This is a genomic window from Nocardiopsis sp. SBT366 (assembly GCF_001083815.1).
In the GTDB taxonomy this organism is placed as follows: domain Bacteria; phylum Actinomycetota; class Actinomycetes; order Streptosporangiales; family Streptosporangiaceae; genus Nocardiopsis; species Nocardiopsis prasina.
In genome coordinates this window covers 57067-78128 of sequence record NZ_LAVM01000018.1, presented here as the reverse complement: position 1 = coordinate 78128, position 21062 = coordinate 57067, and the positions used below count along the sequence as shown (strand labels likewise).

Below are 21062 nucleotides of genomic sequence, written 5' to 3'. Positions count from 1 at the left end.
CGGGTTGCGCACCTGGTGTCCCGCGTAGGCCACGAAGGTGCGCTGGCTCTCCAGCATGGAGGTGATGGTGTCCGCCATCTGGTTGAAGGACTCCCCCAGCCTGCGCACCCCGGCCCCGCCGAACTTCAGCGCGTTGTCGATGAGCGCGTCGAGGGCCTGGTCCAGGGTCCCCTCCACGCACCGCACCATGGCCGACTCCGCCCCGGAGCACTCCAGCACCGCTCCCGCGCGCTCGGCAATGGGCCCCCACGCGGCCACCCTCAGCTCCGCGACCTCCCGTGCGTCCTCCCACACCATGGAGTGCTCGGCGTCCTCGGCCTGCGCCAGGGTGAGGAGGCTGTCGCAGATCCGGGTGAGCCGGTCGACCTCGTCCAGGGCCAGCCCGTGCTCCCGCAGGCCCTCGTCCCCCAGGTGCCGGGCCAGACCACCCACGCGCAGACGCAGCGCGGCCAGCGGGTTGCGCACCTGGTGTCCCGCGTAGGCCACGAAGGTGCGCTGGCTCTCCAGCATGGAGGTGATGGTGTCCGCCATCTGGTTGAAGGACTCCCCCAGCCTGCGCAGTTCCTCCGGCCCCGCCGCCGTGCGGACCCGGGTATCCAGGCTGCCGCCGCTCACCGCGCGAGTGGCCTCGTCGAGGTCGTCGATGGGCCGCAGGATCCACCGGGTGAGCGGACCGGCCACGGCGATACCCGCCACCATCAGGGCGGTCACCACGAGCCAGGCCACGAACCACTGTCCGAGGGTGGCCCGACGCAGCGCGGACGTCGGCGATGCGGTGACGGCCGCCCCGACCACCTCGCCCGAACTGCCGATGGGCTCGGCGACGATGAGCGGCCCCTCCTGCCACGGCCAGACCACACTGTCGGTGGCCCTGCGGTTGCCCGCCAGCGCGCCGCGGACCGGCCCCGGCAGCGGCTCCTCGCTGTCGGGCCAGCCCTCGGGGTCCAGGTCCGCGAGGCTGAGCCCGGGGCGCGAGGCAGCCACGACCTCCCCGTCGCGGTCCACCACCACGGCCGTGATCCCGTACACCTGCTCGTAGACCGTGAGTTCGCTGACCAGCCCGGACAGGGCGCCCTCGGACCCGGAGAGCACCCCGGGCTCGGCCAGACCGGCGAAGCGGGCGGTGTCGTTGATGCGGTCGAGGACCATGTCGGAGGTGCCCCGGGCGGCGATGTTCCCGCACAGGGGGAAGGCCAGCGCCAGGCAGGCGACCACGAGCAGAGAGACGTAGACCGTCACCACGCGGCGGTGCATCAACGTCCCTCTTTCGCGCGCGGGACCTCCGTGACGCGAGGCTCCGACCCGCGCCAGAGCGGACCCCTCACCGGGAGGCCGGAGCCGGCGCGGCCCCGGCGGTCGTGTACTCGGAGGTCACCAGCTGGTAGCCGACCCCGCGCACGGTTCGGATGAGCCCGGGAGAGCCCAGCTTCGAACGCAGGGTCCCGATGTGCACCTCCAGGGTGCGCAGGGTGCCCGGCCAGGCGGTCTGCCAGACCCGGAGCAGGAGGTGTTCGCGGGAGACGACCCCGCCCGCCTCCCTGAGCAGGACGACGAGCAGGTCGAACTCCTTGCGGGTGAGCTCCACGGGGCGGCCGGAGCACACCACGGAGCGGGTGGACAGCTCCACCCGCAGCGGCCCGGTCTCCAGGACGGTGCCGACCCGCCCGCCGGTGCGGCGCAGGACCGCCTCCATCCGGGCGCACAGCTCCTCGATGGCCAGCGGCTTGACCACGTAGTCGTCCGCTCCGGAGCGCAGCCCGAGGATCCGCTCGCGCTGCTGGCGCCGGGCGGTGACCATGATGATTGCGGTGTCCCCGAAGTCCTGGCGCTCGCGGATGCGCTGGCACAGCTCCACGCCGTCCATGTCGGGCAGCCCGAGGTCGAGCAGGACGATGTCGGCGGGGGGCGCTGTCAGCGCGCCCCCCGCGGTCCTCACCTGGTCGACCTCGTAGCCGTACGTCTCAAGCGCACCGGCGAGGGCGTCGGCGAGGCGCACGTCGTCCTCTACGAGCAGCACCTTGATCATGGGCAGGGGTCCTTCGGCGAGTGAACGCTACGGGGGTAACTCCACGCACCCTAACCCCACGATGTGTCACAAACCACAACGGCCGGATCAGTGATCAGCAACAATACGAACCCGGCCGAGGGCTCCCGCACCCCGGAACCGCCCTCAGGAACGGCCTCCCGGCCCGCCCACGCGCAGGTCCGGAACGATCTCCGGGGCACCGTGCTGGACAGCGTCGGCCTCCTGGTCGGTGTCCTGCTCCTGGGCGGCCCGCTCGGCCTCTATGCCCTTGCGGTAGTACTCCACCTCGCGTTCGACCTGTTCCCTGCTCCACCCGAGCGGCTCGGCCATGAGTTCGGCGGCGGCCTCGGCGGCCGCGATCCCCCGGTCCCAGGTCTCGAAGGTGATGCGGGTACGCCGGGACAGGACGTCCTCAAGGTGACGGGCGCCCTCGGCCTCCACGGCGTAGACGACCTCCGCCCGCAGGTAGTCCTCCCCGCCCTTGAGCGGTTCGCGCAGGTCGGGCCGCTCGCGGATCAGGTCGAGGACGTCGTGCACGCCGGAGCCGTGCCGCCGCAGCAGGTGCGAGATCCGGGAGACGTGCAGCCCCGAGTCGCGGGCCAGACGGTGCCGCTGGTTGTACAGCGCCGCGTACCCGTCCGCGCCGACCAGCGGCAGCTTGTCCGTGACCGAGGCCGGGACGGCGCCTCCCAGCCCGTGCGCGACCGCGTCCACCGCGTCCTTGGCCATGACGCGGTAGGTGGTGTACTTGCCGCCCGCGATGAGGACGAGCCCCGGCACCGGGTGCGCCACCGTGTGCTCACGGGACAGCTTCGAGGTCTCCTCGGACTCCCCCGTCAGCAGCGGCCGCAGCCCGGCGTAGACGCCCTCGACGTCGTCCCTGCCCAGGGGCGTGCGCAGCACCTGGTTGACGTGGTCCAGGACGTAGTCGATGTCGGCCCTCGACGCGGCCGGGTTCTCCTTGTCCAGGTCCCAGGGGGTGTCGGTGGTGCCGATGATCCAGTGGCGGCCCCACGGGATCACGAAGAGCACGCTCTTCTCCGTCTGGAGGATCATCCCGGACGAGGCCTGGATGCGGTCCCGGGGCACCACCAGGTGCACGCCCTTGGACGCGCTCACGTGGATCTGCCCGCGACCGCCCACCATCTCCTGGATGTCGTCGGTCCACACCCCGGCGGCGTTCACCACCTGGCGGGCGCGGATCTGCTTGCGCTCACCGGTCTCCAGGTCGGCCGCGGTGGCGCCGACCACGTGCTCGCCCTCGCGCAGGAACTCGACCGCCTGGACCCGGGAGGCGATCTTCGCCCCGAGCCCGGCTGCGGTGCGCAGGACGGTGGTGACGAGGCGGGCGTCGTCCACCTGACAGTCCCAGTACTGGACCGCCCCGGCCAGGGCGCTGCGTTTGAGCGCCGGGAACACCCGCAGCGCACCGGACCTGGTCAGGTGCCGGTGCGAGGGCAGCCCGCGGTTGTTGCGGGAGGTCAGCGCCAGGGTGTCGTAGAGGGTGACGCCCGCACCGATGTAGAAGCGTTCCCAATGGTGCTCGAACGGGAAGAGGAACGGCACCGGGCGGACCAGGTGCGGCGCGATGGTGGTGAGCAGCAGACCGCGCTCGTGCAGGGCCTCGCGCACCAGCTCGAAGTCGAACTGCTCCAGGTAGCGGAGCCCGCCGTGGATCAGCTTGCTGGATCTGCTGGAGGTCCCGGAGGCGAAGTCCCGCGCCTCGATCAGACCCGTGGAGAGCCCGCGCGAGACCGCGTCCAACGCGATGCCCGCGCCCACGATCCCGCCGCCCACCACGAGGACGTCGAGCTCCTCGTCGGCCATCGACGCGAGCGCCTCAGTGCGCCCCTTCGGCCCCAACCAGGTGGTCGCCATGGATGGTCCTCCCTTTCGATCGGTGTTCCACCAAGGCGCATACCCGCAGTGGTGGGGCCTCTAGCCACCCGGAGGCCGTCAGGGCTGTGCGTTGCCACACCCCATACCGCCGGTTTACCTCCGCGGCGCGGCCGGGACAAGGAACCCGGCGGCGATCGCGGCGATCCCGCCCACCCAGGAGGCGGTGGCCAGCGGTCCCGACCAGGCCTCGGCACCGGCCCCGCTCAGCGCGAGGAGAGCGACCAGCCAGGGTGCCCGGCACCAGTTCTGTGCGGCTGGTTCCCCGGGAACGGGGTTCGGTGTCGGTTGAGGTGCTCATGGCTGGCCGACCTCACCCACACCAGGCCGAGCCGGATCACCCACGCGGTTCGCAGGCTCACCGAGGCGGGGCTCGTGGAGCGTGTGCGCTGTGAGAGCGATCGCCGGAGCTGGTTCGCCAGCCTCACCGAGCAGGGCCGGGAGGTCCTGGGCCGGGCCTGGGTCCCGCACGTGCGGAGCATCCAGGAGAACCTGCTCGACGCGCTGACCGACGAACAGCGTGAGCAGTTGCTGGACATCAGTCGGACCCTGCTGGCCCACCTCGCACCCGCCAGCCCCCTGGCCGGTGAGGCCGCCCCTCCCCGCCCGGGGCCTCAGGCCGCGTCGGCGTAGGCGTGCGCGTAGGCCAGGACGTCGCTGACGTAGGCCGACGAGCGGTTGTACTCCAGGATCGCCGACTCCCAGTCGTTCGCTGAGGTGAGGTCGCGACCGTTGCCGCACAGGTAGCGGGCGGCGGTCAGGGCCGCGTCGTCGATGTTGTGCGGGTCGGGGGCGCCGCCCTCCAGTGACTCGCCCCACCGGTCCCAGGTGCTGGGGATGAACTGCATCGGGCCGATCGCCCGGTCCCACTCGGTGTCACCGTCCAGCTCGCCGTTGTCGGTGTCCGGGATGGCCTGCGTGTTGTTGGTGCCGTCCAGCGGGATGCCGATGACGTCCACCGTGGTGTTGCCGTCCGGGCCGAGCTCGCCGCCCGCGTAGGTGCCGTGGCGGGACTCGACGTACCCGATGCCCGCGAGCGTGGGCCAGGAGAGCTGACACGAGGACTGGTCGGCGTCGAGGACCAGCTGGGCGCTGGCGTAGCCCTCCAGGGCGCGGCGGGGCACGCCGGTGTTGTCGGAGACCTCGTCGAGCCACTCGTCACTGGGGCGCTGCGGGCCCGCCGGGCTGGATCGCTCGTCCGCCCCGGCGTCCGCCTCGGCCGGCGCGTCGTCCTCCCGGGCGGTCACCCCGCTCTGCGCGGGCGGACCGGTGAGCTGGTCGTGCGGAGGGGTCTCGATGGTGCCGACCTCCGGGGTGGCCTCGGCGACCGGAGCCTCCCAGCCGTTGAGGGCGCTGGAGACACGCCCGACCAGGACCACGACGCCCGCCGTCACCAGCAGACACACGACCAGCGCGAGGCTGACCGCGATCGCGGGTCCGCGTCGGCGACGCCGACGGTGCCCGGGGCGGACCGCCTCGGCGGCGCGGGACCCCTCGGTGGCGCGGGGTTCCTCGGAGGAACCGGGCGCCCCGGGGGCACCGGACACGCTGTCACCCATGCAGTCCTCCAATAGAAAGTCACCATCAGATCACGAGACTGGAAAACAGGCACCATAGTGACACACCACGGCCACCCCGACGCACCCCCTTGGGACGGCGTGAGGGGCGTCCCGGTTCTCCCGGGACGCCCCTCACCACACTCACGTCGGGTGCCAACACGTGGGGAGGCTCCCCCACTGCCGCTCCCTAACGGTGCGGGTTCACCACGACCTCGACCCGCTGGAACTCCTTGAGGTCGGTGTAGCCCGAGGTGGCCATGGTCCGACGCAGAGCGCCCATGAGGTTCATGGAGCCGTCGCTGGTGGAGGCCGGGCCGTGCAGGATCGACTTGAGGTCGCCGATGGTGCCCACCCCGACCCGCTCGCCGCGCGGCAGCTCGCTGTGGTGCGCCTCACTGCCCCAGTGGTAGCCGCCGCCGGGCGCCTCGGTGGCGCGGGCCAGCGGGGAACCCACCATGACGGCGTCAGCGCCGCAGGCCAGGGCCTTGGCGATGTCACCGCTGCCGGTCATGCCGCCGTCGGCGATGACGTGCACGTAGCGGCCGCCGGACTCGTCGAGGTAGTCGCGGCGGGCGGCGGCGACGTCGCCGATGGCGCTGGCCATCGGGACGGCCACACCCAGCACCGAACGGGTGGTGTGGCCGGAGCCACCGCCGAACCCGACCAGCACACCGGCCGCACCGGTGCGCATCAGGTGCAGGGCGGCGGTGTAGGTGGCGCAGCCGCCGACCACGACGGGCACGTCGAGGTCGTAGATGAACTGCTTGAGGTTGAGCGGTTCGGCGCGGCCCGAGACGTGCTCGGCCGAGACCGTGGTGCCGCGGATCACGAAGATGTCGACCCCGGCGTCCACGACGGCCTTGTGGTACTGCGCGGTGCGCTGCGGCGACAGCCGGGCCGCCGTCACCAGACCGGCGTCGCGGATCTCCTCGATCCGGCGGCCGATCAGCTCCTCCTGGATCGGCGCCGCGTAGATCTCCTGGAGTCGCTTGGTCGCGGCGACGTCGTCGAGCTCGCGGATCTCCTGGAGCAGGGGCTCCGGGTCCTCGTAACGGGTCCACAGACCCTCAAGGTCCAGGACGCCGAGGCCGCCCTGCTCACCCACCGCCACGACGGTCCTGGGCGAGGCCACACTGTCCATGGGGCTGACGACCAGGGGCGTCTCGAACCGGTAGGCGTCGATCTGCCAGGCGATCGACACCTCCTCCGGGTCGCGGGTCCGTCGTGCGGGCACGATCCCGATCTCATCGAGCTCGTAGGCGCGACGCCCGTTCTTACCCAGCCCGATCTCCACCTGAGCCAACTGTTCGATTCCCCTCTGACGTGCGGCGCCGGTCGGTCGACCGTCGCGTGACCGCGGACGCGAGTCTATCCGGCCGTGGTCGGCGCGACTCCGGCACCGTCCCCGCGCTGGTTAGCGCGCGTTGTAGTTCGGCGCTTCCACGGTCATCTTGATGTCGTGCGGGTGGCTCTCGCGCAGCCCGGCGCTGGTGATGCGCATGAGTTGGCCGCGCTCGCGCAGCTCCGGCACGGTGCGGCTGCCCGCGTACCACATGGACTGGTGCAGGCCGCCGACCAGCTGGTGGGCCACGGCGGACAGCGGACCGCGGAACGGCACCTGGCCCTCGATGCCCTCGGGGACCAGCTTGTCCTCGGAGGAGACGTCGGCCTGCGCGTAGCGGTCCTTGGAGAAGGAGCGGCCGCGCATGGCGCCCAGGGAACCCATGCCCCGGTAGGCCTTGAACTGCTTGCCGTTGATGAAGATGAGCTCGCCCGGGCTCTCCTCTACACCGGCGAGGAGGCTGCCGAGCATGACGGTGCTGGCACCGGCGACGATCGCCTTGGCGATCTCGCCCGAGTACTGGAGGCCGCCGTCCGCGATCAGCGGGACTCCGGCGGGGCCGCAGGCCAGGCCAGCCTCGAGGATGGCGGTGAGCTGCGGGGCGCCCACACCGGCGACGACGCGGGTGGTGCAGATGGAGCCCGGTCCCACGCCGACCTTGACGGCGTCGGCACCGGCGTCGATGAGCAGCTGGGCCCCCGCGCGGGTGGCGACGTTGCCCGCGACGATGTCCGCGCGGGAGTTGGCCTTGAGCTTGGCGACCATGTCGGCGAGCCCGGAGGAGTGGCCGTGCGCGGTGTCGACCACGATGAAGTCGACCCCGGCGTCGATGAGCAGCTTGGCGCGCTCTTCGGCCTCGGTGCCCACGCCGACGGCGCCGCCGACCACGAGACGCCCGTTGGAGTCCTTGGTGGCGTCGGGGAACTGCTCGCTCTTGATGAAGTCCTTGACGGTGATGAGTCCGCGCAGGCGGTTCTGGCCGTCGACCAGCGGCAGCTTCTCGACCTTGTGCTTGCGGAGCAGCTCGAAGGCCTGTTCGCGGCTGACGCCGACGGGGGCGGTGACCAGGTTCTCCGTGGTCATGACGTCGCGGACCAGCCGGGAGCGGTCGTTCTCGAAGCGCATGTCGCGGTTGGTGACGATGCCGACCAGGGAGCCTTGGGCGTCGGTGACCGGAACACCGGAGATGCGGTAGTGGGCGCACAGGCGCTCGACCTCGGCGAGGTCGTCCTCCGGGTGACAGGTGACCGGGTCGGTGACCATGCCCGCCTCGGAGCGCTTCACGAGGTCGATCTGGGCGGCCTGGTCCTCGGCGGAGAGGTTGCGGTGCAGTACACCGGCGCCACCCTGGCGGGCCATCGCCACGGCCATGCGGGCCTCGGTGACGGTGTCCATCGCGGCAGAGAGCAGCGGAATGCTGAGGCTGATGTTGCGGGAGAGCTTGGTGGTGGTGTCCACGTCACCCGGCTGGAGGTCCGAGTAGGCCGGTACCAGCAGGACATCGTCGTAGGTCAGCCCCGGCGGGAGCAGTTTGCTCCCGTAGTCGCTGTGGTCCTGGCTCATGACACAACCTCCGCTGTTCCCGGCAACAACTGCGCGGATCGCCCCCGCGTGTCGTCTCATCCTAGGTCGTCGTCCGGCACCGCCCAGGTGGAATGCGATGTTCGCCCGGTCACCTCGGTCACGAATCGGCCACCGCCCTCACCCAGGACAGCAAGCCAGCCACCCCCAGTCATCCCGCCCCAGCCACACCCCCGCAGATAGAGGGGTCACCCCCATCCCCGCACTGGCGGGGAGCAGGGCCCGGCCCGGCGGCGGCCGGTGCAGCGGGCGGGGTCAGAGCCCGCCTCGACGGCGATCGGGCCCGGGAGTCAGGCGAACATGGCCGCGGCCCGGTCGAGGACCCCCTGCGGCAGATAACCGCTCCGAACCCGCACCGGCCATCCCTTGGCACTGGCCAGACAGGCCAGAGCCAGGGTGTCGAAATCGATCAACCCGTCGGTGTCCCGGGCCCGCTCGCCGAAGCCGTAGGCGTCCCGGTGTCGCTCCAGGGTGTCGGCCAGGGCGAGGTCGAATCCGTCCCGGTCCCCCGCGACCAGCTGGGAGAGCAGTACGACCGGAGGCTGCGCGGAGCCGGGCACGTCGTCGACCACGAGCGCTTCGAGCGCCCGGCCCAGCTTCTCCTCGACCCGCGGATCACTCCCCGCGTCGGGTCGGCGGAGCCGGTCCGTCTCGGACACCAGATAGGCCAGGAACGCCGACCCGTAAGGGGAGAGGACGGAGAAGCCGCCACGCTGGCGCGGATGATCGTCCTCAACGTGGGCGAGGAGGTACTCCAGGTGTTCCCGAGAGCCCGCCACCAGGGCGTACTGAAGGGCTTCCCGTAGCTTCTCGCCCGAGATGGCGGACTCCGACTCGAAGGAGCGCATCGGCGCGGTCGTGTCGCCGATGGTCACCTCGACGGTGTCCCCCTCCGCCTCCGCACAGGCGAACAGCGCCACCATGTACTGCGCGGCGTGGTCGAGAGCGGCGAGCTGACGTGGATGCCGCGTCTCCTGGTCAACAACCGAAGCGAGACGGAAGACGAGGAGCTCGGTCCGGGCCGCCCGCCCCAACTCGTCGGGGATCCCCTCGCGGTGGGTCCGGGGGTCCCGGACCCTCTCGAGGTTCCCGTCCACGAGCCCGAACATCTCCTCGATCGAACGTTCGGCAGAGAACCCCCGCGTGGGGCGTTCGACCACCAGCGAACCGTGCTCGAGCACGGCCAGGGCCTCAGGGTCCTTGTCCTCGCCGTGGGGACCCACTCGACGGCCCCCACTCCCGGGCCCCTCGACCAGGTACCGGGGAAGGTAGTCGGAATCGAACGGCATCTCCCAGCCCTCGACCCGCACCGCCAAGGCCGCGAAGGCGAGTTCGGTCAGTGGGAACAGCCCCGTGAGTCCCCGCTCACCGGTGTGGTCCCGCAGCCACGTCAACCGCACGGCCATGGTCGCCCAGAAGGCTTCCTGGTCGCGGGCGAGCAGAGCACGTAGGAAGAGGAGGCCGTGGTCGATCGACCCCGGCTCGACACGGTCGCTCTCGGAGTCCAGGTCGAGAGAGTTCAGAAGTGGCCCGAGCGCGGACCACACATACCCTTCCAACTGTTCCCGCTCAGCGCCCAGGTGCGGGTAGAGGTAGAAGACCAGCGCTCGTTGCAACACCTTGTTCTCACCGAAGGCCGAGGCGCACTGGACCAGAGGGCTCTCGTAGTTCTCGTGCAGATTCGCGAGGACGCACAGGTACAGGGCCTCGGTCCAGTCGCCCAGGGGGACCGGCCGTTCTCCCCGGGCGTCCTCCCCTTCGAAGTCCTGGTAGAAGATGCCGGTGCCGGTGTAGGTGAGGTGCACCGAGAACTCGGCGGAGGTGGGCGCCCCCTCCAGCATGATCGCGCCAACACGTGCCTCGGCTGCCGAGTACAGAGCGGCCCGGACGTCGGCCTCGGCGTGGGGAGCCTGCACTGAGCGCGCCGCCGCGTAGTCCCGTAGGTTCTGGGAGATCATGTCCCAGCCGAACCCGCTGCGACCGCTGTGCTGTTCCATACGGACTTCTTCACCGATCCGGTCCGTGAAGTCCTTCGTGGCCATCGCGATCGCCTCGTCGTCGACCTCGTGCCGTTCGATCCGCAGGGTCACCGGGTCCTCTTCCCATCGAGCCGTCTCCGTCATCGCGACGGAGTCTGGCACGAGGCGACGACAGACCGTTCTGGTCCCGGGAGGGGCGCGGGCAACTCACCGGGACCGACCCTGGAAGCTCCTGGAGCCCCCTCGGGTTCGGTGGCGTCGCCGGTCGCGTGGATGACTTCGAGGGCCCGGCGAGAAATCAGCGGGGGTAGCGGCAGTATCCGCTCGGGCGGGGGCGCGTGGGGCACCGGCGCCGCCCCGGCCGGGCGGCGCGACGGTGTTCAGGGGAGGACGCGGTTCGCCAGGGCCACCTTCCGAAGCCGAGCAATAGCTCGGTGCTGGGCAACCCGTACCGCACCTGCCGACATGCCAAGGAGATGTCCCGTCTCGTCTGCTGTAAGTCCTGTGATCACCCGCATGACCAGCAGCGTTCGCTGCTGTTCGGGCAGTTCGTCGAGGAGCGCCCTGGCCCGCTGGGCCTCGGACACGCGTACCGCCGACTCCTCGGGGCCGGGATCGTCGTCCGGCTGTTCGGGCACGGTGTCGGTGGGGACCGTCTCCACCCGGCCGGCCACGCGGAGGGTGTCCGCGACCTTGTGCGCGGCGATGCCGAACACGAAGGAGGCGAAGGGCCTGCCCCGGTCCTGGTAGCGCGGGATGGCCGTGAGCAGCGCGATGCACACTTCCTGTGCCACGTCGTCCGAGTAGTGCGCCAGACCCGAGACCCGGGCCAGGCGGGTCCGGCAGTACCGCACCACCATGGGTCTGACCTCGCGCAGGAGGGAGTCCATGGCCCCGTCGTCGCCCTGGACGGCGAGTGAGCCCAGACGGTTCAACCCCGTGTCGCGCGGAGCGGGGTCCGCCTCGTCGTGCCCTGCGGGCGTACCTGGCCGCTGCGCGGTAACGCCCGTTCGGGCGCCTGCATCCGTCACGTTAGGAATGATGCCCGCAGTTGGGGACCCAACCACTCCAATCAGCAACTACAGAATGGTCACATTTTGGGAAAATAGCCCGAAAACGGTACGTAGTAGCGGGTGTGAATCGGCTCTCCCGTGGTAGTGGACGGGGGTGGGACGACGGAGCGCCCCACCCCCGGACCGGGTCCTACCGGACACCGACCAACGTCCTAGTGGGCGTGGCCGTGACCGTCGCCCTCGTCCTCCTCGGGCTTGTCCGCGACCAGCACCTCGGTGGTCAGCAGCATGCCCGCGATGGACGCGGCGTTCTGGACGGCCGAGCGGGAGACCTTGACCGGGTCGAGGATGCCCTCGGCGGTCAGGTCACCGTAGGTGCCGGTGGCGGCGTTGTAGCCGTGACCGACCTCCATCTCGGAGACGCGGTGGGTGACCACGTAGCCCTCGGCGCCCGCGTTCTCCGCGATCCACCGGGCGGGCTCGACCAGCGCGCGACGGACGATCGCCGCACCCGTGGCCTCGTCGCCGATCAGGCCGAGGTCGTCCAGAGCCGTGGAGGCGTGCACCAGGGAGGCGCCGCCACCAGCGACGATGCCCTCCTCGATGGCCGCGCGGGTCGCCGAGATGGCGTCCTCGAGGCGGTGCTTCTTCTCCTTGAGCTCAACCTCGGTGGCCGCGCCGACACTCAGCACGGACACGCCGCCCGCGAGCTTGGCCAGGCGCTCCTGGAGCTTCTCGCGGTCCCAGTCGGAGTCGCTCGCCTCGATCTCCTTGCGGATCTGGCGAACGCGGTCCTCCACCTCGGACTGCTGGCCGCCGCCGTCGACGACGGTGGTGGTGTCCTTGGTGATGGTGATGCGGCGGGCCGAGCCCAGCACGGACAGGTCCGCGTTCTCCAGGGACAGGCCGACCTCCTCGGAGATGACCTGGCCGCCGGTGAGCACGGCGATGTCCTGGAGCATGGCCTTGCGGCGCTCGCCGAAGCCGGGCGCCTTGACCGCGGCCACGTTGAGGGTGCCGCGCATGCGGTTGAGCACCAGGGCGCCCAGGGCGTCGCCCTCGACGTCCTCGGCGATGATCAGCAGCGGCTTCTTGCTCTGGACGACCTGCTCGAGCAGCGGCAGCAGCTCGTTCAGGTTGCCGATCTTGCCCTGGCTGATCAGGATCTGCGCGTCCTCGAGGACGGCCTCCTGACGGTCACCGTCGGTGACGAAGTAGGGCGAGATGTAGCCCTTGTCGAACTGGAGGCCCTCGGTGAAGTCGAGCTCCAGACCGAAGGTCGGGGACTCCTCCACCGTGATGACGCCGTCCTTGCCGACCTTGTCGAAGGCCTCGGCGATGAGGTCGCCGATCTGGGCGTCCTGAGCGGAGTTGGTCGCCACGTAGGCGATGTCGGCGCGCTCCTTGATCGGCACGGCGCGCTCGAGCAGGATCTCGGAGACCCGGACGGCCGCGGCGTCGATGCCCTTCTTGAGGGACATCGGGGAGGCGCCGGCGGCGACGCTGCGCAGGCCCTCGCGGACCAGCGCCTGCGCGAGCACGGTGGCGGTGGTGGTGCCGTCACCGGCGGCGTCGTTGGTCTTGGTGGCGACCTCCTTGACCAGCTGGGCGCCCAGGTTCTCGTAGGGCTCGTCCAGCTCGATCTCACGGGCGACGGTCACGCCGTCGTTCGTGATGGTGGGGGCACCGAACTTCTTGTCGATGACGACGTTGCGGCCGCGCGGGCCGAGCGTCACCTTGACGGCGTTGGCGAGGCGGTCGACGCCCCGCTCGAGGGCGCGGCGGGCGTCGTCCTCGAACTCCAGGATCTTCGGCATGTGTGAGTACTTCCTCTAACGGTTCGGGTCGAAAGAGAACATCCCGCCCCGCCCGGCTTGGAGGCCGACCGGTGCGGGATGTTCGAAGGCTCTGCGCCGAGAGCTACTTCTCGACGACCGCGAGGAGGTCGCGGGCGGAGAGAACCAGGTACTCCTGGCCGTCGTACTTGACCTCGGTGCCGCCGTACTTGCTGTAGAGGACGACGTCGCCGACGTTCACGTCGAGGGCGACACGCTTGCCGTTGTCGTCGAGGCGACCGGGACCCACGGCCAGGATCTCGCCCTCCTGGGGCTTCTCCTTGGCGGTGTCCGGGATGACCAGACCGGAGGCGGTGGTCTGCTCAGCCTCCAGGGTCCTGACCACGACGCGGTCCTCGAGCGGCTTCAGCACGGTCTTGGTGGCGGTCGACACGGTGTGACCTCCCCCTTCAAAGTCTCGGTGTATCTGGCGTCGGCCCATGCGTGAGCACGGACCAACCACGTAAAAGGGGCGACCGCGGCGGCCTGTCGTCGCGGGTGCCAGACCGGCCTCGTCGCGTTTAGCACTCTACCCCCGAGAGTGCCAGAATGGAAATGTGGCGGGGGCTCGGGCCGAAGGGCGGACCCGCCCCACCGTCGTGCCCACAGCAGGAGGTTCCATGCACGTGCCCGCGTTCTCGGCGCTGCTCACCGACGCGGGTCGGGAGGTCCTCGGCGGGGTCGACCCCGTTGCGGCGGCCAGGGACCCCCTCGCCACCGCCTCCAAACTGCGCACCGATCCCGGGGTGGCCGCGCTCGACCCCGAACTCCCGGTGTCCGAGCTGGTCAACGCTGTGATGACCCAGGTAAGCCTGCGGGAGCGGGGCAGGGCCAAATTCGGGGAGAACGCCGGGCGAATGTTCTTCACCCCGAACGGTCTGGAGCAGTCCACCCGCCGGACCGTGGCCGAGTACCGGGCCGAGCGCACCGCCCGACACCTGCCCTCCTCGATGGGCGGGGACGCGGTCGCGGGCGACCTGTGCTGCGGGATCGGCGCGGACTTGCTGGCCCTGGCCGAGCACGGCGTGCCGGTGGAGGGCGTGGACGCCGACCCCCTGACCGTGGCGGTGGCCCGCGCCAACATCGAGGCGATGGGGCTCACGGAGTACGCCCGGGTCCGGGAGGGTGACGTGAACGCGGTCGGAGTGGGCGATCACCCCCTGTTGTTCTGCGACCCGGCCCGGCGCGGCGGCAGGGGCCGGGTGTTCGACCCGTCCGCGTACTCGCCGCCGTGGGACGTGGCCACCCGGCTGGCCGAGGGCGCGGAGGCGGCCTGTCTGAAGGCCGCTCCGGGCATCCCGCACGAGGTCCTCTCCCCTGCCGCCTCGGCCGAGTGGATCTCGGTGGACGGCGAACTGAAGGAGACCGCGCTGTGGTTCGGCGGTCTGGGTTTCGGTCCCGGTGGGCCGCGACGGCGCGCGACGGTGCTGCACGAGCGCGAGGGCCTGCTGGCGAGCGAGGGCGCGGTGGCACACCTGGACGAGGAGCCGGACCTGGGGCCCGCACCGGTCGCCCCCGCGCGGCGCTACCTCTACGACCCGGACCCTGCCGTGGTCCGCTCCCACCTGGTGGCGGAGGCTGCGGCCCGGGTGGACGGCGCGCTGCTGGACGAGCGGATCGCGTACTTCACCGCGGACCGGGCCGAGCGCTCACCGCTGTGGCGGGTGCTCGAGGTGCTGGAGTTCTCACCGTTCTCACTGAAACGGCTGCGCTCATCGGTGCGTGCGCACAAGGCCGGAACGGTAACGATCAAGAAACGCGGTTCGGCGGTGGACACCGAGAAACTCCGGCGCGACCTTCGCGCCTCCGGACCGGAATCCGTGACCGTGGTGCTGACGAGAATCGGCGAGAAACCGTTCTACCTGCTGTGCCGTGAAACCGGGGCGGCGTAGGGGCTGCGGAAACCACCGCCGCACGAACCTCCCGATGCGGCCCGCGCCACATTCGGCACAGGCCACGCAGACCATATCGTTATCTCCCACACCCATATCTTTCGTGGACCCCTGGGGTCGCGCGGGGCGAAGTCGTTAAACTGGCGCCGCAGATTCACTTCCCTTCTCATGGGTTCTCCCGGAAGGCCGTGCCTGTTTGATCCGCTCAGCGGTTCGGTCGGCACTCGGCCCACGCCCCCCGTGTATACACACAGTCACACTTCAATCACGTTGGGGCTCAACTGGCGCGGAGCAACGTCCGCCCGGGGACCATCGAGAACCCGTCCGTGCGACCACCGTGCGGCGAAGCGGACGGGAGCGCCAGAACCATAAGGAGCACCTCGGTGGAACAGACCAATCACAACTTCCTCAATGGGGGAGGTCAGGCCGGAGTCTCCGACCGGATGCGTGACCTGCTCTCCCAGGCCGCCCAGGAGCACGTCTCCGAGCAGAAGTCCCAGGGCGCGGTCAGCGAGGAGATGCGCCAGCGTCTCGAGGGCATGGAGTGGCTGCTCCGCGAGCTGCGCGAGCGGGAACTCATCTCGCTCGCCGAGGCGATCACCTCCGTCGACGGTCGGATCGACGACTTCCTGGCCCGTCCCCCGGAGTGGGCCGAGGCCCTCGCCGAGCACATAGAGGTGGTCGGCCGACAGGTCAAGCCGCTGTCGGAGATGTCGTCCCTGCGGGCCGACACCCAGCGCGTGGCCGGACACCTGGACACCGCCCTGACCCGGCTCCAGCGCATGGCCGAGACCGGCACCCGGACCGCCGAGCAGGTCACCGAGGTCAGCGAGCGCGTCACCGAGCTGGGCGAGACCGTCGGCACCCGTCTGGACTCCCTCGACAAGGCTCTGGCCGACCTCGGCGACCGCGCCGAGGCGATCGAGGCCTCGCTGACGGCCCTGGACACCACCCTGGGCGAGCGCCACGAGGAACTGACCGCCACCGTCCGCACCACCCTGGCCGAGGGCCGGGACGAGCTGGCCGAGGCCATCACCGAGAGCCGCGCGACCATCGAGACCGCCGTGAAGGAGAGCCGCGAGGCCCTCGAAACGGCCGGTCAGGAGAACCGCGAGGCCCTGGAGACCGCCACCACCGAGCTCGGCGAGCGCGTCACCACCGGCCTCACCTCCTCGATGGAAGAGCGCACGGCCGAACTGCGCGGCTTCGTCGAGGAGCGCACCGCCGAACAGCACGAGACGCTGCTCTCCAAGCTCCAGGAGAACACCGGCGAACTGGGCGAGCGCACCACCGCCCTCGCCGAGGAGCTGGGCGCCCTGGCCACGGCCTCCGGCGAGCGCCACGACACCCTCACCCAGGAGCTCAAGGACAACGCCGCCGCGTCGCTCAAGCGCCACGAGGAGCTCACCGGCAAGGTCACCGAGAGCGTGGGGCACCTCAACACCCAGGCCGAGGAGAACCACGCCGAGGCCACCGCCGCCGTCGCCGACGTCACCGGTTCGCTCGCCAAGCTGCGGGAGAACCACGAGAAGTCCCTGAACGACCTGCGTTCGCACATGCGCCAGCGCCTGGCGGAGCTCGACGAGCAGATCGAACTGGGCCGCACGGAGACCCGCGAGCACGCCGAGAGCACCGCCGAAGGCCTGCGCGAGTCGCTGACCAAGCGCACCGACTCCCTCGCCGCCCGGATCGCCGAGGACGCCACCAAGGTCGCCGCGGACCTCGCCGAGCTGCGCACGTTCGTCCAGGAGGACAACGCCAAGCTGGCCTCGGAGGCCGAGGACCGGCACCAGACGCTGACCGAGGCGCTGACCGACCAGGCCGACGCCCACCGGACCGCGCTCGACGAGCGGCTGGACCGTCACCGCGAGGGGCTCAACGGCAAGGTGGACAACCACCTGTCGCAGATCACCGGCAAGGTCGACCACGAGCTGGGCCGCCTCACCGACCGCTTCGACACCTTCGAGGGCCACTTCGAGGGCAGCTTCGAGGGCGTCGAGGGCAAGATCGACCGGGTCGACGGCCGACTCGACGGCCTCAACGGCCGCCTGGACGGGATCGACGGCCGGGTCAACGGCGTCGAGGGCCAGTTCGAGGGCGTCAGCGGTCACTTCGAGGGCGTCGACGGCCGTATGGAGGCCATCGACGACCGCCTGGAGGCGCTCAACCAGCGCCTCAACCAGCTGCCGCAGACCCTTGAGGTCAGTGAGCTGCACCGCCGCCTCACCGAGCTGGTGGAGCGTCCGCTGCTGGACCACTCCGGCAGGCTCGACGAGATCGACTCGCACGTCACCACGGCGGTGGACCCGGTCATCCGTGAGCTCAAGCAGCGCCCGGACCGCCACGAGCTGGAGGAGACCGTCACCGAGGCGGTCGAGAACTCGCACGACGACATCACCAAGCGGTTCTCCTCGCTGGAGGAGACCGTGCTCGCCCTGGCCGAGGCGCTCCTGCGCCCGGGCCGCGACGGCAAGAAGAAGCGCCGCCGCGACGAGGACGACGACGAGTAACCAGGCGCCTGAACAGGCGTAGGTGTGAACGAGGGGCTCGGGGCGATCATCGACCCGGGCCCCTCGACGTGTCCGGCCGCCGTGGAAGCGAGGCCCGAACGAAACGGTGTGGCCGATGGTTCGGGGCCGCTTCGGCCCCCGAACGGGTTAGGGGACGAGGACGATCTTGCCGAACTGCTCTCCGGCCGCCAGGGCGCGGAAGGCCTCCGGGGCGTCCTTGAGCGGCAGCACCCGGTCGATCACCGGGCGCAGCCCGGTGCGCACGCACATCTCCGTGAGGCCGACCAGCTCATCCCTGGTCCCCATGGTGGAGCCGAGCACCCGAAGCTGGAGGAAGAAGACCCGGGTGAGCTCGGCCGCGGGGGCGTCGCCGCTGGTCGCCCCGCAGGTGACGACGGCGCCGCCGGGCTTGAGCGAGTGGATCGAGTGCTTCCAGGTGGCCTGGCCGACGGAGTCGAAGACCACGTCCACCTTCTCCGGAAGCCGTTCCCCGGAGGGCAGCGCCGTGTGCGCGCCGAGTTCGAGGGCACGGGCCCGCTTGTGCTCGCTCCTGCTGGTGACGTACACGCGGTGCCCGACCTGCGCGGCCATCGCGATGAGCGCGGCGGAGACCCCTCCCCCGGCACCCTGCACGAGGACCGTGGAGCCGGGCCGCAGGTCGGCCTTGCCGAAGAGCATGCTGTAGGCGGTCAGCCAGGCGGTGGGCAGGCAGGCGGCCTCCTCGAAGGACAGCTCCGGGGGCTTGGGGACCAGATTCTCCCGGGGGACGAGCACCTTCTCCGCGAGGGTGCCGTCGTGGATCTCCGAGAGCAGGGAGAAGCGCGGGGAGCGGCCCGGCATGGGCGGTTCGGCGACCACCCCGTGCACGATGACCTCGTTGCCGTCCTCGTCGGTGCCCGCGGCGTCGCCGCCGAGGACCATCGGCAGGCGGTCCTCGCGCAGCGCGACCCCGCGCAGGCTCCAGAGGTCGTGGTGGTTGAGCGCGGCCGCCCTGACCCGGACGGTGGTCCACCCCTCGCGGGGTTCGGGGTCGGGCCGCTCGCCCACCTCCAGCCCGGACAGGGGGTCGTCGAACGAGATGCGTGCTGCCGAGATCGCGAACATACCCGCACCCAACCACAGGCCCGGGTCGGCGCCCCGACCGGGTGCGGCGGACCAGAACACGCCGGGAGACCTCCGAGCCCCGCCGGACCGGTGGTTCGGCGGGGCTCGGAGGGGCTCGGAGGGGCTCGAAGGGGCTCGAAGGAACGGCTACAGGGCCATTGAGGACTCCACCGGCAGCGAGGTGTCGGTGGCCAGGTCCAGGGCCGACGGCTGCAGGCCAGCCGCCACCACCTCGGCGCCCAGGGCCGCGATCATCGCTCCGTTGTCCGTGCACAGGCGGGGGCGCGGGACGCGGAGTTCGATCCCCGCCTCCTGGCAGCGCTGTCCGGCCAGGGCGCGCAGCGCGGAGTTGGCCGCCACGCCTCCGCTGATCACCAGGGTGCTGACGCCGTGCCCCACGCAGGCGTCGACGGCCTTGCGGGTGAGCACGTCCACCACCGACTCCTGGAAGGCGGCGGCGATGTCGGCGACCACCAGCGGGTCGCCCCGGCGGTCGGCGTCCTCCACGTGGCGGGCCACGGCGGTCTTCAGCCCGGAGAAGGAGAAGTCGTACGTCCCGTCGCCCCACTTGCCGCGCGGGAAGCGCATCGCCTTCGGGTTGCCCCGCTGGGCGGCCTGGTCGATGGGCGGGCCGCCCGGGTAGGGCAGCTCCAGCAGCCGGGCGACCTTGTCGTAGGCCTCCCCGGCGGCGTCGTCGACGGTGTCGCCGAGCGAGACCACGTCGGTGGCGAGGTCGTTGACCAGGAGCAGCGACGTGTGGCCCCCGGAGACCAGGAGGGCGATCGAGGGTTTGGGCAGGGGTCCGTGGTCCAGCTGGTCCACGGCGACGTGGCCGACCAGGTGGTTGACCCCGTACAGCGGCTTGCCGAGCGCCATCGCGTAGGCCTTGGCGGCGGAGACGCCCACCAGGAGCGCACCGGCCAGGCCGGGTCCGGCGGTCACCGCGACGGCGTCCACGTCGGAGAGCTTCACCCCGGCGGAGTCCAGGGCGCGGCGCACGGTCGGGGTCATGGCCTCCAGGTGGGCGCGGCTGGCCACCTCGGGCACCACGCCGCCGAACCGCACGTGCTGGTCGACGCTGGAGGCGACCGACTCGCCCAGCAGCTCACAGCCCCGGACCAGCGCGACGCCGGTCTCGTCGCAGGACGACTCGATCCCCAGGATCAACGGCTCACTCATGGCTCCCCTTCTCCGCGACGCGGCGCATGACGATGGCGTCCGCCCCCTTGTAGTAGCCCCGGCGCACGCCGATCGCCACGAAGCCGAAACGTGTGTAGAGGTCCTGGGCGCGCGGGTTGTCCGAGCGCACCTCCAGGAACATGTGGGTGACGCCCCGGGCGGCGGCCTGGTCGAGGAGTTCGGTGAGCAGGGCCCGACCGATCCCCCTTCCCCACGTGTCCTCCGCGACGGCCATGGTCTGGACGTCCCCCTCGGGCGGGACGAACCGCAGCCCGGCGTAGCCGACGATCCCGGACTCGGCCTCGGCCACCACGTAGTGGCGGGTGGACGCCTCGCCCAGCTCGTCGCGGAACATGCCCTCGCTCCAGGCGTCGAGCGGGAACAGAGCGCGTTCCAGTTGCAGGACGGCCGGTACGTCGGCGGCGGTCATCGGGCGCAGTCCCACCGGCGCGGTCACCTCACCCACTGGCGGACCTTCTTCGGGGCACCGGGCTCGACCGCGTCGGGACGGCGCAGGTAGAGCGGGGTGGGCTCGGGCAGCTTCTCACCGCGGTGCAGGCGTAGCAGGGCGAGTTCGGCCATCGCGGCGGCGTCCGGGTGGAGCGGTTCCAGGGCTGCGGTGTCCTCGGGGTCGGCGCCCAGCACCTCGGCGTACATCCGGGCGCCGTCGCCGACCAGCGGCAGGCCCTCGGTGTCGATCTCGGCGGGCCGGTCCACATGGACCTCCCCCACCCGCGTGAGGTGGTCGTCGTAACGCGCCCAGAACACCTCCTTGCGGCGGGCGTCCGTCATACCCAGGAACGGTCCGGTACGCCGGGTGGCGAAGGCCAGGGCGTCCAGTGTGGTCACCCCGTGGCAGGGGACGTCCAGGGCGTCGGCCAGGGCGTGGGCGGTGGCCAGACCGACCCGGAGGCCGGTGTAGGGACCGGGGCCCATGCCGACCGCGATGTGGTCGAGGTCGCCCAGCACCAGACCCGCCTCGGCGAGCAGGTTCTGGATGGTGGGCGCGAGGAGTTCGCCGTGGCGACGGGCGTCCACCGAGCTGGCGCTGGCGCGCAGCAGGAAGGAGCCGTCGGGGGTGGTCTCCCCGATGGCGGCGGTGACCGCCGGGGTGGCGGTGTCGAAGGCCAGGAGAAGCACGGGTGT

Annotated in this window: 17 protein-coding genes; 3 read left to right on the top strand and 14 right to left on the bottom strand. The window is 71.2% G+C overall.

All coding sequences use genetic code 11. The features are described from left to right. The 3 genes from ADX84_RS07920 to ADX84_RS07910 form a co-directional block, all read right to left on the bottom strand. Positions 1-1254 (bottom strand): HAMP domain-containing sensor histidine kinase (locus tag ADX84_RS07920; protein WP_234003868.1); only part of this gene is annotated, 1254 nt, incomplete at its 3' end. Positions 1255-1321: 67 nt separating this feature from the next. After that, positions 1322-2026, bottom strand: coding sequence for a response regulator transcription factor (locus tag ADX84_RS07915; RefSeq protein ID WP_049569800.1), 705 nt, complete (start codon positions 2024-2026; stop codon positions 1322-1324). Between the two features lie 144 nt (positions 2027-2170). Further along, entirely contained in the window at positions 2171-3904 is a 1734-nt protein-coding gene (locus ADX84_RS07910) for a glycerol-3-phosphate dehydrogenase/oxidase (RefSeq protein ID WP_049569796.1), read from the bottom strand. Between the two features lie 306 nt (positions 3905-4210). Between ADX84_RS07910 and ADX84_RS07905 the strand changes: the two genes are divergently transcribed. After that, complete coding sequence (locus tag ADX84_RS07905) at positions 4211-4555, top strand: MarR family winged helix-turn-helix transcriptional regulator (RefSeq protein WP_053107267.1); 345 nt, start codon at positions 4211-4213, stop codon at positions 4553-4555. Here the strand turns inward: ADX84_RS07905 and ADX84_RS07900 are convergent. The 7 genes from ADX84_RS07900 to groES form a co-directional block, all read right to left on the bottom strand. Next, positions 4537-5481, bottom strand: coding sequence for a lytic transglycosylase domain-containing protein (locus ADX84_RS07900; RefSeq protein WP_234003867.1), 945 nt, complete (start codon positions 5479-5481; stop codon positions 4537-4539). The genes ADX84_RS07905 and ADX84_RS07900 overlap by 19 nt on opposite strands. A 187-nt stretch (positions 5482-5668) precedes the next feature. After that, entirely contained in the window at positions 5669-6775 is a 1107-nt protein-coding gene (locus tag ADX84_RS07895; RefSeq protein ID WP_049569790.1) for a GuaB3 family IMP dehydrogenase-related protein, read from the bottom strand. Positions 6776-6895: 120 nt separating this feature from the next. Next, positions 6896-8386, bottom strand: a complete 1491-nt coding sequence (gene guaB / locus ADX84_RS07890) for an IMP dehydrogenase (RefSeq protein ID WP_049569788.1) — start codon at positions 8384-8386, stop codon at positions 6896-6898. Positions 8387-8694: 308 nt separating this feature from the next. Continuing rightward, positions 8695-10545: an Imm49 family immunity protein gene (locus ADX84_RS07885; RefSeq protein ID WP_369801065.1), complete on the bottom strand. Its 1851-nt coding sequence runs from the start codon at positions 10543-10545 to the stop codon at positions 8695-8697. A 218-nt stretch (positions 10546-10763) separates the two neighbouring features. Next, positions 10764-11318: a sigma-70 family RNA polymerase sigma factor gene (locus ADX84_RS07880; RefSeq protein WP_082206341.1), complete on the bottom strand. Its 555-nt coding sequence runs from the start codon at positions 11316-11318 to the stop codon at positions 10764-10766. A gap of 290 nt (positions 11319-11608) precedes the next feature. Beyond that, positions 11609-13213: a chaperonin GroEL gene (groL, locus tag ADX84_RS07875; RefSeq protein WP_049569781.1), complete on the bottom strand. Its 1605-nt coding sequence runs from the start codon at positions 13211-13213 to the stop codon at positions 11609-11611. 103 nt (positions 13214-13316) lie between these two features. Further along, a complete protein-coding gene (gene groES / locus ADX84_RS07870; RefSeq protein WP_017543880.1) occupies positions 13317-13625 on the bottom strand; it encodes a co-chaperone GroES in 309 nt (102 codons plus the stop codon). Between the two features lie 226 nt (positions 13626-13851). Between groES and ADX84_RS07865 the strand changes: the two genes are divergently transcribed. Together ADX84_RS07865 and ADX84_RS07860 are read left to right on the top strand one after the other, a co-directional pair. Further along, on the top strand, positions 13852-15123 hold the full coding sequence (locus ADX84_RS07865; RefSeq protein WP_049569778.1) for a class I SAM-dependent methyltransferase: 1272 nt from the start codon (positions 13852-13854) through the stop codon (positions 15121-15123). Between the two features lie 383 nt (positions 15124-15506). After that, the gene (locus tag ADX84_RS07860) at positions 15507-17633 is read left to right on the top strand and encodes a hypothetical protein (RefSeq protein ID WP_049569775.1); all 2127 of its coding nucleotides are present in this window, start codon (positions 15507-15509) and stop codon (positions 17631-17633) included. A 147-nt stretch (positions 17634-17780) separates the two neighbouring features. On the opposite strand, the gene ADX84_RS07855 is transcribed toward ADX84_RS07860, so the two are convergent. The 4 genes from ADX84_RS07855 to tsaB form a co-directional block, all read right to left on the bottom strand. Beyond that, positions 17781-18737: a zinc-binding dehydrogenase gene (locus ADX84_RS07855; protein WP_049569828.1), complete on the bottom strand. Its 957-nt coding sequence runs from the start codon at positions 18735-18737 to the stop codon at positions 17781-17783. Positions 18738-18884: 147 nt separating this feature from the next. Continuing rightward, a complete protein-coding gene (tsaD, locus tag ADX84_RS07850; RefSeq protein WP_049569772.1) occupies positions 18885-19916 on the bottom strand; it encodes a tRNA (adenosine(37)-N6)-threonylcarbamoyltransferase complex transferase subunit TsaD in 1032 nt (343 codons plus the stop codon). Beyond that, complete coding sequence (rimI, locus tag ADX84_RS07845; protein WP_049569825.1) at positions 19909-20346, bottom strand: ribosomal protein S18-alanine N-acetyltransferase; 438 nt, start codon at positions 20344-20346, stop codon at positions 19909-19911. Before rimI ends, tsaD begins: the two co-directional genes overlap by 8 nt. 23 nt (positions 20347-20369) lie before the next feature. Then, complete coding sequence (gene tsaB / locus ADX84_RS07840; protein ID WP_049569769.1) at positions 20370-21056, bottom strand: tRNA (adenosine(37)-N6)-threonylcarbamoyltransferase complex dimerization subunit type 1 TsaB; 687 nt, start codon at positions 21054-21056, stop codon at positions 20370-20372. Positions 21057-21062 lie beyond the last annotated feature (6 nt).

Coding starts and splice junctions, on each gene's coding strand:
- ADX84_RS07915 (WP_049569800.1), bottom strand. CDS start 2,026: ATGATCAAGGTGCTGCTCGTAGAGGACGACGTGCGCCTCGCCGACGCC.
- ADX84_RS07910 (WP_049569796.1), bottom strand. CDS start 3,904: ATGGCGACCACCTGGTTGGGGCCGAAGGGGCGCACTGAGGCGCTCGCG.
- ADX84_RS07900 (WP_234003867.1), bottom strand. CDS start 5,481: ATGGGTGACAGCGTGTCCGGTGCCCCCGGGGCGCCCGGTTCCTCCGAG.
- guaB (WP_049569788.1), bottom strand. CDS start 8,386: ATGAGCCAGGACCACAGCGACTACGGGAGCAAACTGCTCCCGCCGGGG.
- groL (WP_049569781.1), bottom strand. CDS start 13,213: ATGCCGAAGATCCTGGAGTTCGAGGACGACGCCCGCCGCGCCCTCGAG.
- ADX84_RS07865 (WP_049569778.1), top strand. CDS start 13,852: ATGCACGTGCCCGCGTTCTCGGCGCTGCTCACCGACGCGGGTCGGGAG.
- ADX84_RS07855 (WP_049569828.1), bottom strand. CDS start 18,737: ATGTTCGCGATCTCGGCAGCACGCATCTCGTTCGACGACCCCCTGTCC.
- tsaD (WP_049569772.1), bottom strand. CDS start 19,916: ATGAGTGAGCCGTTGATCCTGGGGATCGAGTCGTCCTGCGACGAGACC.
- rimI (WP_049569825.1), bottom strand. CDS start 20,346: ATGACCGCCGCCGACGTACCGGCCGTCCTGCAACTGGAACGCGCTCTG.